The organism is Chryseobacterium pennipullorum, assembly GCF_003384725.1.
GTDB classification, from domain to species: Bacteria; Bacteroidota; Bacteroidia; order Flavobacteriales; family Weeksellaceae; genus Chryseobacterium; species Chryseobacterium pennipullorum.
In genome coordinates this window covers 20933-32759 of sequence record NZ_QNVV01000015.1, presented here as the reverse complement: position 1 = coordinate 32759, position 11827 = coordinate 20933, and the positions used below count along the sequence as shown (strand labels likewise).

Annotated in this window: 11 protein-coding genes; 1 reads left to right on the top strand and 10 read right to left on the bottom strand. The window is 39.2% G+C overall.

All coding sequences use genetic code 11. The features are described from left to right. Nucleotides 1-29: 29 nt before the first annotated feature. The 4 genes from DRF67_RS15425 to DRF67_RS15410 form a co-directional block, all read right to left on the bottom strand. Nucleotides 30-1328, bottom strand: a complete 1299-nt coding sequence (locus tag DRF67_RS15425; protein WP_115929196.1) for a T9SS type A sorting domain-containing protein — start codon at nt 1326-1328, stop codon at nt 30-32. 234 nt (nt 1329-1562) lie between these two features. Continuing rightward, complete coding sequence (locus tag DRF67_RS15420; RefSeq protein ID WP_115929195.1) at nt 1563-2063, bottom strand: endonuclease V; 501 nt, start codon at nt 2061-2063, stop codon at nt 1563-1565. 12 nt (nt 2064-2075) lie between these two features. Beyond that, nucleotides 2076-2438, bottom strand: a complete 363-nt coding sequence (locus DRF67_RS15415; RefSeq protein WP_115929194.1) for a VOC family protein — start codon at nt 2436-2438, stop codon at nt 2076-2078. Nucleotides 2439-2545: 107 nt separating this feature from the next. Then, on the bottom strand, nt 2546-3586 hold the full coding sequence (locus DRF67_RS15410) for a M28 family metallopeptidase (RefSeq protein WP_115929193.1): 1041 nt from the start codon (nt 3584-3586) through the stop codon (nt 2546-2548). An 86-nt stretch (nt 3587-3672) separates the two neighbouring features. Between DRF67_RS15410 and DRF67_RS15405 the strand changes: the two genes are divergently transcribed. Then, nucleotides 3673-4812 carry an aminotransferase class I/II-fold pyridoxal phosphate-dependent enzyme gene (locus tag DRF67_RS15405; protein WP_115929192.1) on the top strand — a complete coding sequence of 380 codons (1140 nt, stop codon included), beginning with the start codon at nt 3673-3675 and terminating at the stop codon, nt 4810-4812. A gap of 259 nt (nt 4813-5071) precedes the next feature. Here the strand turns inward: DRF67_RS15405 and DRF67_RS15400 are convergent, their stop codons facing one another. From DRF67_RS15400 to radC, 6 genes are all read right to left on the bottom strand, one after another. After that, nucleotides 5072-7798, bottom strand: coding sequence for a sodium-translocating pyrophosphatase (locus tag DRF67_RS15400; RefSeq protein WP_115929191.1), 2727 nt, complete (start codon nt 7796-7798; stop codon nt 5072-5074). A 304-nt stretch (nt 7799-8102) separates the two neighbouring features. Continuing rightward, nucleotides 8103-8714 carry an inorganic pyrophosphatase gene (locus DRF67_RS15395; RefSeq protein ID WP_115929190.1) on the bottom strand — a complete coding sequence of 204 codons (612 nt, stop codon included), beginning with the start codon at nt 8712-8714 and terminating at the stop codon, nt 8103-8105. Nucleotides 8715-8731: 17 nt separating this feature from the next. After that, nucleotides 8732-9244 carry a DUF7935 family protein gene (locus DRF67_RS15390; RefSeq protein WP_115929189.1) on the bottom strand — a complete coding sequence of 171 codons (513 nt, stop codon included), beginning with the start codon at nt 9242-9244 and terminating at the stop codon, nt 8732-8734. Between the two features lie 36 nt (nt 9245-9280). Then, nucleotides 9281-10213: a phytanoyl-CoA dioxygenase family protein gene (locus DRF67_RS15385; protein WP_115929188.1), complete on the bottom strand. Its 933-nt coding sequence runs from the start codon at nt 10211-10213 to the stop codon at nt 9281-9283. A 21-nt stretch (nt 10214-10234) separates the two neighbouring features. Then, nucleotides 10235-11146: a hypothetical protein gene (locus DRF67_RS15380; protein ID WP_115929187.1), complete on the bottom strand. Its 912-nt coding sequence runs from the start codon at nt 11144-11146 to the stop codon at nt 10235-10237. Beyond that, the gene (gene radC / locus DRF67_RS15375; RefSeq protein ID WP_115929186.1) at nt 11143-11820 is read right to left on the bottom strand and encodes a RadC family protein; all 678 of its coding nucleotides are present in this window, start codon (nt 11818-11820) and stop codon (nt 11143-11145) included. Before radC ends, DRF67_RS15380 begins: the two co-directional genes overlap by 4 nt. Nucleotides 11821-11827 lie beyond the last annotated feature (7 nt).

Sequence of the window (11827 nt, the reverse complement as noted above, 5' to 3'; positions counted from 1 at the left end):
TTGATATGGATATGATTAGATATGTGTTCTTAGTTTTTAATGATTTTCTCTGTCATCATTTGTTTATCTTTAGTCAGGATCTTCATCAGATAAACTCCTGCTGCAAAACCTGTTATATTAACTGTCGGCATATTCCCTTCTTGTAGTTTTTGCCCTGAGATGCTGAATATTTCGTATTTCTCAATACCTTTTGCCGTTTCAATATTGATCATTCCCATTGTAGGGTTTGGGTGTATCTTTATAGAAGATTCTTTTGAAACTTCCCTTGTAGAAAGATTCTCCGGCTGTACATTGATGGTGTAGTCTTCTGCCTGGCCAATAAACCATCCTGCAGGACACGGCAGATTTTCCAATGTTCCCATCCATGAGCTGGATTCATACGCTTTCACGAGCCTGAAACGGGTTTCTCCAAGGATAGCATGATCAGGAATCGTAATATTGCTTACCGCAACTCCTGATTGCTGGTTGGACACCGGATCCGAGTTATCAAGATATCCAAGGTCAAATTTTTCATCCGAATCAAACTGATTATTATGATTTAAATCGATGTAAGCATACGCTGATACGGTTTGCTGGCCGTGCGTTCCACCTGTTACCGTTATCGGATACGAACCCCCTCTGCTGACATTAAAAACAGTTGTGGTAAAGTCCTCCAGTACTTCTGAATTTCCGTCGATACTACTGTCATTGGTAATTCCCGCAAATTCTACTTTGCTTATTTCACTTACTGTAAGGCTGGTGACATTTTCAGCTCCACAATATGGGAATGGAAAGCCTGTATTGTTTCCTGAAATGGAAACGCTATAATCTTCTGTCTGTCCTGAACGTAAATCAGAATCGCATCCTGTATGAATTGAATTAGAGGCATCAGGATCAGAATAGGCAGCCACATTGCTGTTCTTAACGACCCTCATTCTTGTAGTTCCTGAGGCGGCATTGGCCGGAACCGCAATCGTACCGTTGATGGTAAGCGCATTCGCCGGTGTTGCCTCCTGGAGCCTTCCAATGTAGAAGCTCTCTCCTGCATCATCAAAGTTTCCATTATGATTGAAGTCTACGAAAACCATCACATCACTCGGAAATGTTCCTGATGGACCTTTTACGGAAATCTGATAAGTATTTCCTGCCTGAAGATCAGTAGACATTGCTGTAAAGTCTTCATAAGCCTGAGTGGTTCCAGACTGAAACGGAGAAGTATTATCGATATTTCCAAAAATGACCCTGGTGATCATGTTGCTGTCTGCCCCGTACTGAAACGAAGGAGTACAATATTGTGCCTCCATCATTGAACAGAGAATGACCGCTGAAAGAGTAGATAGTTTTTTCATAGAGTTCTTCATTTTTAACTGAGACAAATTTATATTTATTTAGAATCAATAAAAATAAGAACAGGCTGACATTTGTCAGTTTATTGAAATTTAACCGTATTTGATTGTCGATATCTTTGTAAAACAAGCTGTTTATTAAATTGTAACTAATGTATTATTAAGCTTTTAGATTTGTGCCAGATAATTATTGACGAATTTGCATTGATCTTTCTTTACCTTGAAACTACTATGATGCTACTCCCTGCTCATTTGGTCAAGCTTTTTCAGTAAGGCAGGAATTCTAAAGGCACCATGCATTTTCTCTACATGATACCTGACTTCATCTACATCTATTCCCTTTGTGGTTATAAACAGCGGGGTTTTACTTTCACCACGAAACACAGTTCGCCTGTGGGAGTCCGGCATAATAAATTCATTTTTAGCAATGCCTATTACTGGAAATTTCTCCTCCAGTGCTTCATAAAGGTAACCTCCAAGACCCATTTTACCTTCATGATCAAGAGTAACATAGCCATCTACAATAATCATATCTCCAGGTTTTAATACAATTTTCTTCAGAAGGCTCTGGATACATGGCAGCTCCCGTTTGTAAAAGGCTCCACTTTCGTATCCTGAATCTACCCCCGTCTGTTCTACGAAGACTTCTGATTCTTTTTCTGATGTCCAGTTCTCAAAGGCAATACAAACAGTATTGGCATACTCCGGATAATAATAAGTATCAAATGCGTATATCATATTTCAACCATATTAAAAGAACTCCCCGAAATGCCACAAAATTCCGGAAGGATCATGTACAAAACATTCTTTTCCCCAAATCATTGTCCTTACAGGTGTAAGTTTTACCGTTGCATATTTTTCGGTGAGATGCAGAGACAGAAGCTCGTTCCAGAATGCGTCCGTATCTTGTACTTCCATAAAAACCATGGTATTATCAACCCAGTCTTTGGCATAGTAATCCTGAAGATAAAACGCTGTTTCGTCGCGCTTAAACAATGCTAATTTGGGTTCAAGTAAAACCTCTTCAAAGCCAAGATCTTTGTAAAAACTCCGGCTGATCTCAAAATTCTGAGCGCCTATGAAGGGGCGGATCGATTTAATGTGTTGTCCCATGGTTTTAAGCTGGTTATTAAATTTAGTGGCTAATGATTTTTTCTGATAAAATTTTCCCGCAGATGACTCCGTTTTATGGTTTATCTGCGGGAAAATATATGATCTGCTTATTTTTTGTCTACCACGATCCTATCTGGTCTGTTGGCAATATCCCAGGCTGTGGTAAAAATGAGCTGGGTACGTTTCTCCAGCAATGGATAATCTATTTTTTCAGGATCATCTCCCGGTTGATGATAATCTTCGTGAATTCCGTCAAAGAAAAATGCCACCGGAATATTATGCTTGGCAAAGTTATAGTGATCTGAGCGATAGTATAGCTGTTCAGGATCGTTCAGGTCATCGTACTTATAATTAAGTTCCAGATTATTGGTTTTTTTATTGGCAGCTTCATTAATTACCTTAAGCTGTGAGCTCAGCATCTCAGAACCGATCACGTACACGTATTGTTTTCCTCGGTTGGCAGGATCATCCCTCCCGATCATATCAATATTAAGATCAACAACAGTATTGGCTAACGGGAAAACCGGATTTTCAGAGTAATATTCTGATCCGAACAGGCCATGCTCTTCTCCTGTCACATGAAGAAACAAGACTGATCTCTTCGGTCCTTTTCCTGCCTTTTTAGCTTCCTGGAATGCTTTTGCCATTTCCATAACGGCCACTGTTCCGCTTCCGTCATCATCAGCTCCATTATAGACTACTCCGTTTTTGGTTCCTACGTGATCGTAATGTGCTGATACGACAACGATTTCTTCAGGCTTCTCACTTCCCTCAATGAATGCCAGAATATTTTCGGAATCAGGAAGATTTCCCCCTCCTCTTTTCTTCATAAAGTCTGATGGAACCTTTTGAAAATAAGAACCTAAGCTCTTAGGATAGGAAATGCCCAGGTTTTTATAATAATTAACGATATACTCACCTGCTTTTTTCTGTCCTTTGCTTCCCGTATCCCTTCCTTCCATCTCATCAGAGGCAATAACATACAGGTTCTTTTTTAAGTTTTCTGCCTTAATGATCCTGTAAGCATCAGAAAATGCTTTATCATGTTTGGCAGAAACAGGATTTGAAGAGGTACCTTCAGTCATTTTTGCCGTCCCGCAGCTGGTCATTACAGCAATAGAAAATAGCGGTATAAGTAATTTTTTCATACGTAATAAATTTCTTAAAAATAACAAATTTTATTTAATCACCATGAAATGTTATTTTCATTATATTTGATAACAATGCAAAAGAGATGGATAGAATTTATGGATTTACTCATTATTCCTTTTTTACGGAAATGTCCGAACTGGCTTCCAGGCACGGAAGCTTTGATCTATCTTTAGGGCTGCCTGATTTCGATATTGATGAACGTCTGAAATCATTCTTAAAAGAATCAGCGGATCATGCCACCCACAATTATGAACCTCTTGCAGGAAATCCTCTTTTGATTGATACTATCATCACTTTTAATGCAAAAAGGAAGAACAGCATCCCACTCCGATCTCATGAAGTTACCATTGTTCCGTGTGCAACCTTTGCTTTATATACAGCACTCAAATCTACTATCAGACAAGGAGATGAAGTCATTATCATTCAACCTTCCTATTATACCTATGCTCCTTCTGTAGTGATGAATGGTGGAGTTCCTGTCTATTATGACCTTAACGATGATTTCAATATGGACTGGGAAGTATTCAAAAACTGTATTTCCGAAAAGACCCAGGCAATTATTGTAAATTCTCCGCAGAACCCAACCGGTAAAATATGGACAAAGGAGGATTGGAACCGTTTATATGAGTTGATTGAAAATCGTGAGATCTATTTAATTTCTGAAGAAATTTATGATACCTATTGTTATGATGAGTCTGATCATTACAGCTCATTTGTCCATCCTGACCTAAGAAGCAGAACATTCTGTATTTTTTCATTCGGCAAAATGTTTCATACTTCCGGCTGGAAGGTAAGTTATATGCTTGCCCCTGAAAAGATGACCGCATTGTTTCGTTGTCATCAGCAGTATATTTCCTACAGCGCCAACGCTCCAGCCCAGTATGCTCTGGCCAGATATCTGAATATTTTTGACCCTTCTGTGAACCGGAAAGCTATGCAGAACAAAAGAGATCTTTTTAATGAAATGCTAAAAGATACCCCTCTGGTCGTCAATCAGGTAGCCGAAGGAAGTGTTTTTCAGACCGTCAATTTCAGAAGCCTTTCCAAAACAATGACTGATGTGGAGTTTTCAAAATGGCTGACTGTTGAAAAAAAAGTGGCCTGCCTTCCTCTTTCTGCTTTTTATAGCTCCAGACAGGATTCGGATTACATCAGGTTTAGTTTTGCGAAAAAAGATGAGCTGATTATTCAGGCTTTGGAACATCTGAGAAAAAACCTTTAATTCCAATGACCTCTATTCTCCTGATTTTATACAGTTATATCTCAACCCATTATATTTCGTTTTCTCATTTTATCATTGTTTCTTATAAGCATAAGGCAAAGGATTCAGTACTGAAGCTGTAAGACAGATCAACGCTATTGATTTATTGTAAGCCTATAACGATATTTGCCTTATTCATCAGTCACTTTTCACTATCACAGAACCATATTATAAAAAAAGCACCGCAAATGCAGTGCTTTAGTTTTAATATTTATGCCGATTAAAGAGCAAGGATCCTTACATCAATTCTTCTGTTTTTAGCTTTACATTCGTCTGTGTCATTCGCTTCACAGACCGGATGTTGCGAACCATATCCCTCAGCTTCTACCCTGTCAGCAGAAACTCCCAGTTCCAGCAGCTTCAGTTTTGCGGTTTGCGCTCTAAGATTCGATAACTTCAGATTACTTTCCTCATTCCCACTGTTATCCGTGTATCCACCCAGTTTTACTTTCAGATCCGGATATGCGTTTAAGATTTCCGCTATCGTATTAAGCTGTACCTCATACCCTGCTTTCAAATCACTTGATCCGGTTTCAAAATAAAGGTTTTCAATGGTATACCATCTATTAGGATCAAGAGCAGATTGGTCCCTTTGATCTGCAGCCGTATACAGCTTATAAAGCTGGCTGGCCTCTCCAAGTTCTACAGTTTTGCCTCCTTTTAGTTTTACTTTTTGCAGATTTCCGGTTTCGTATACAAAATCTCCGTCTTCATTAAGATGTCCTTTTATTTCACCTGGAAATATGGGAATCTTAAGATCTGACGGATTGGAAGCAGCTCCTGAAATTCCAGTTAGACTTTCTATTTTTGCCTTCCTGTTTGCTTCAATTTTGTCTTTATGCAGTACACCTAATGTAGGTGCTATGACCAATGAAACTATTGACATCAGCTTAATCAGGATATTCATAGACGGTCCAGATGTATCTTTGAACGGATCTCCCACCGTATCTCCAGTCACTGATGCTTTATGAGGTTCAGAACCTTTATAATAAGTCTGCCCGTTGATATCAACGCCTTTTTCAAATGATTTTTTAGCATTATCCCATGCACCTCCGGCATTATTCTGGAACATTCCCATCAGGACCCCGCATACGGTAGCTCCTGCAAGAAATCCTCCCAATACCTCAGGTCCGAAAATAAATCCGATCAGCAATGGTGAGATAATCGCTATGGCTCCTGGCAGCATCATCTTTCTGATGGATGCATCTGTAGAAATAGCGACACATTTTTCGTATTCAGGTTGTGCTTTTCCCTCCAGTATTCCCGGAATTTCACGGAACTGCCTTCTTACTTCTTCCACCATGGCCATGGCAGCCTGCCCTACAGCAGTAATGGCTAAGGAGGAAAAGATAAAAGGAATCATTCCTCCAACAAACAATCCGGCCAGCACATCTGCTCTGTAAATGTCGATCCCGTCTATACCTGCAATACCTACGAAAGCAGCGAAAAGCGCTAATGCCGTCAATGCTGCTGAAGCAATGGCAAAACCTTTTCCGGTAGCAGCAGTTGTATTTCCTACCGCATCCAGGATATCTGTTTTTTCACGAACCTCTTTAGGAAGCTCGCTCATTTCCGCAATTCCCCCTGCATTATCAGCAATGGGTCCAAATGCATCAATAGCCAGCTGCATTGCTGTAGTCGCCATCATACCGGCTGCTGCAATAGCTACACCATAAAGTCCGGCACAGAGATATGATCCATAAATCCCCCCTGCCAGTACGATAATCGGGAGCAAAGTAGATTCCATTCCCACGGAAAGCCCGCCGATGATATTGGTAGCATGCCCTGTAGAAGACTGTCTCACAATACTGGAAACAGGTCTTTTTCCCATGGCTGTATAATATTCTGTAATAATACTCATTAAGGTACCTACAACCAGACCTACCATGATAGCTCCAAACACGCCCATCTTGGTGAATTCGTGTCCTCTGAGGATCATTTTATCGGGAAGTATATAAGTCACCAGGAAGTATGAGGAAATTGCTGTAATGACAATACTGCCCCAATTCCCTAAATTCAATGCATTCTGTACACTGGAGGTAGATGAACCTTCATTATCATTGATTTTCACAAATAAAGTCCCTATCATAGAAAAAATAATCCCTGTTCCTGCGATCAGCATGGGCAAAAGAATCGGTGCAAAACCTCCGAAAGAATCATCAGAAATAGTCTCTCTCCCCAATACCATTGTCGCCAGAACAGTAGCAACATAAGATCCGAAAAGGTCGGCACCCATCCCCGCTACATCTCCTACATTGTCACCCACATTATCTGCAATGGTGGCAGGGTTTCTGGGATCATCTTCGGGGATCCCGGCTTCCACTTTTCCTACAAGATCGGCACCTACATCCGCTGCTTTGGTATAAATACCACCGCCTACTCTTGCGAAAAGAGCAATAGACTCTGCTCCTAACGAAAAGCCTGTAATAATTTCAATGGTTCTTTCCATTTCATGGGAGTCTACCGTTGCATCGGGGGCAAAAATCTGTTTAATGATAAGAAATAAGCCTCCTAATCCTAAAACAGCTAGCCCTGCTACGCCCATACCCATTACAGAGCCACCAGTAAAAGATACTTTAAGTGCTTTTGAAAGCGAAGTTCTTGCGGCTTCTGCAGTTCTCACGTTGGCTTTGGTAGCGATCTTCATCCCAATAAAGCCTGCCAGTGCAGAAAATATAGCTCCTACCGCAAAGGCCACTCCGATGCTCCAGTGGGAGTTGGCATTGCTGGACCCCATCACGGCAAGCAGGATGGCGACCACAACCACAAAGTACGTTAAAATTTTGTATTCAGCTTTTAAGAAAGCCATGGCACCGTCAGCGATATGACCACTAATCGTCTTCATTTTTTCATTTCCTGCATTCTGTTTACTGACCCAGTTGCTCTGAAGAAATGTATAAAGCAAAGCGACGACACCAAAAATTGGCACTAACATAAATAGATCCATAGTTTAATATTTTTTTGGTAATAGAAAATTAAATATAATAAATAATTATCACCAAAGCATTAAAAAATTTAACAACTGCATCTTTGTTGTTTAAAAATCAGGAATTGAATTGCCGCACAATCTTTGAACCTCCATCGTTGAAATGCTGATTAAAGCCATACGCCATTGAGAATAATCAGGCCTTATGCTGGTGAAAAAAAGAGATGCTTGAATCCGCTTTAAAAATTGTGGACTCGTTGAAAAAGCTCATAAAAAAAGGATAAACAGTTTCCCGTTTATCCTTTTTTTATTTGATCAGAGTCTTTTATCCTCCGAATTTTTCTGCGTAATCAGCCTGAGATGCTTTAATTACTTTTCTTGCATGCTCTGCTCCATATACTTCATGAATTCTACATTTTGCAGGCTCGTCCGGTAAATTCTTGTACGTCAGGAAGTAGTGCATTAATCTTTTCACTTCTGCTTCTGGCAATTCAGAAATATCTCTGAAGTGTCCGAAAGCGTGATCATTGATCATTACCGCTACAATTTTATCATCAGCTTCCCCACCATCGATCATTTTAAAACCTCCGATTGGAATAGCTTCCATCAATAAACCTCCAGCATGAATATTGTGAGAACTTAAAACACAAATATCAAGAGGATCATGATCTCCCATCGTCACATCATCAGCTCCAGCTTCCACTGCAAGCTTCATCACCTCATTATGGCAATATGTTCTAGGAACAAAACCATATAAAGCAGGAATGATATTAGAGAATTTCTGCGGCCTGTCTACTTTCAGATATCCTGTTTCTTTATCTACTTCATATTTAATCGTATCTGAAGGAACAATTTCCACAAATACGTTTACAACATTTGGCGCATCTTCTCCTGCAGAAATTCCGTGCCATGGATGTGCTTTAAAATTTGGAATCATTATTTATCTCTTATTTTTTAAGTTATTATTAAAATTTCTTTTCTTAAATCCTCTATGGTTTCTGCAATATAATCATTGCCCTCCATATAATTCATGATAAAAAGGGTTTTGAACTCGTCCAGTTCTACGTTCCCGTTCAATCCGTCATAAGTTTTGTGGAGAAGCTCAATCACAGCATTCTTAGAGTCTACAATGTTCTTCCATGAATTCTTTGTCACGTAAAGCTGTTGTGAAGAGTTGTACTCAAATTCTTCATTTATTGTCTTTTCGGTAAGGAAAATAAATTCATGCACTGCCAGTTCCTTGTTAAATTTCTGGATGAGATTGGAAGGTTTCATCCTGTCCAGAAACAGGGTCATTCTTTCGTAGGAATGTGCCTTATTCTCTGCATTTGATTTCACACTAAGCAGTTTGATCTCCTGATTTTTAAGGGTAATATAGGAATGTACAAATTGTCTGAGCAAAACCAGAAAAGGAATTGCGATAATCAATGCAAATGCATACGGTAGATATCCTGAAAAACTAGCCATAATTTTAGGATGCAAAATTACTAATATTTTCTGATATTACAGCTCAAACAGGGCAGGTCTTTGTGTAACTTCGTGGTAACATACACTGTTTTCATCGAAAAAGTGGTACACCAGGCTTTTCCGGGTTCGGTTTTTATCGGTATGAGGTTCTCCCCCATGAAGAATATTGGCATGCCATATCAATAAATCCCCTTTCTTCGCCCTGAAGACTTCTTTTTTTAATCCAAGTTCCTTTACTTTATTTTCAAGGAATTCTTCGTATGCTTTATAGCTTTTCTTGCCGATTTTCAAAGCCGTTCCTTCATTGTCGTAATCAGAATTCAGGAAATAAGGAAGTTTGTGGCTGCCAGGAATATAATGCAGGGCCCCGTTGTTTTCGTCTACATCTTCCAGGGCTATCCATACCCCCAGAAGTCCTCCCAATGGATAGGTGGTCATATGAATACTGTCGGAATGGGTTTTCTGCTGGCTTCCGTTAATGAAATTGATACTTTGGAACAGCTTAGCCTTGCCATTTAGCAAAACGGATAGAAAATCAAGGAAATTTTTATCGCTGCCGATATTTCTGATAATTTCAGAATGATGGATGGCGAACATCAGTTTTCCTCCATAACGAAATTTCAGCGTTCCTTCTTCCATGAGTTTTTCAATTTCAATATTGATATCATCTACGGTTTGAGTATCTAAAAAATTTCTGAGAATCATGTAACCGTTATCATCATAATGTAGGGCGCTCTCCTTGTTTTCCGGGGACAGACCTCTGAAAAATTCAGTGGAGGACAGCTGATCTTTATCGATAGATCTCTCGGTATCAGGAAGATGAGCAAAATCTGAGCTTGAAATAGGTGAATAATAGCTTTTCTTAACTCCATATTTCCTGTAAAGCGGAATATTATGTTTCAGCTTTTCTTTATGAAAAAAATTATATATCATATAAGGAAGCTTGTAATTCCTGATAAAATTTAGCATGGTGAGTTATTTTAGATAAAGTTACCTGTTTTTGGTAAAAGCGAGCTTAATTATTTTACTGATAATATTCAGTTTCTGATAGTTTAAGACGGAAAAGAAATACGGCTGAGCCCCGAATCTTTCATTAAACGAGGCAACGTTGGGAACATTGCTTCCCATAAAGTCAAAATTTTTATGCTCAATGGCATGCTGAAGCTTGTAATCAATCGCAAGAGAAGGAATATTTTTATTTTCAAGTTGTGAAGCATTGATGAATATACTGAGATAATCCGTCTGGCCTGCATTAAAGGTGGCTACGAACGAATGCAGATTTCCTTTATATTTGACAGCAAAAGCCTCCAGGAATCCCGTCTCAATCAACCTACTGACAATTTTCCAGTATACTTTTTTGAGAGATCTGCTGGGTAATCCTCTTGCATTTTCAAGAAAAAAATCCTCTATTTCATCAGGGTTTACATTGCTTATAAATTCGGCATTGCCCTTAATATCTTCTGTATGTCTGATATTTCTTCTTCTGTGGACATGGTATTTTTTCTTTACATCTTCATACCTGTCCTTTAGAATAACATATGATTTTTTATTCCGGCTGCCAGTTGGAAAAGCATTGTCTTTATTGAATGCATAATAGGAAATGGCAAAATTCTTTTTCAGAAAGTTCGAGAAATCTTGATTGACTTGGGGATTATCTTCTTCTGAAAACACACCCAGCTGGTGACATAGTGGAGGCATTTGAATAATTTTAATCCCAAAATTACTGGACCATGCAATGGGCATTACGGCTTCATAATCTCTATACACCAGAATCCCCCAGTTTTTTCCTGCAACAATATCCATGAATTCTCTGGAGGCAAAATCATCAACCTGACATGCTTCTGACAAAACTTTTTGATACCTGACAAAGTCTATTTCGTTGTATTTCAATCTTCTAATCATAACAATCCTTCGTCTGAGAAACTACAATAGGCATTCTGGGTAATGATGATATGGTCTAAAAGCTGAATACTTAATGTTTTCCCTGCTTCTTTTATTTTTTGGGTAATATTGAGATCTTCCCTGCTCGGTTTTATACTTCCGGAAGGATGATTGTGGGCAATGATAATACCTGTGGAAAAATGATCCAGCGCTGTTTTGAAAAGAACTCTGACATCCACAATAGACTGGCTTATCCCGCCCTGTGTAAGCTTTGAGATATGCACTACCTTGTTGCTGTTGTTGAGAAAAATAGCCCAGAATTCTTCGGTTCTCAGGTCTTCCAGATGATTTTTCAGGATCTGGTAGGCATCATTGCTGTTTCCAATGGTTGATTTTTCCGGGATCTCCTGTCCAAGTCTTCTTCTTCCAATCTCTAAAGCGGAAATTATGGAAATGGCCTTCGCCTCTCCTATTCCCTTAAATTTCATAAGATCTTTTACAGAAAGAAGACTCAATTGGTGCCAGCTGTTATTGACTGATTTTAAGATTTTTCTCGCCAGCTCCAAGACACTGTCCTCTTTATTTCCACTTCCCATAATGATCGCCAGCAGCTCAGAATCAGAAAGTGAATTTTTGCCTTTCTGCAAAAATTTCTCTCTTGGTCTATCGTCTTCTGCTAAATATTTTATAGGCATGAAATGG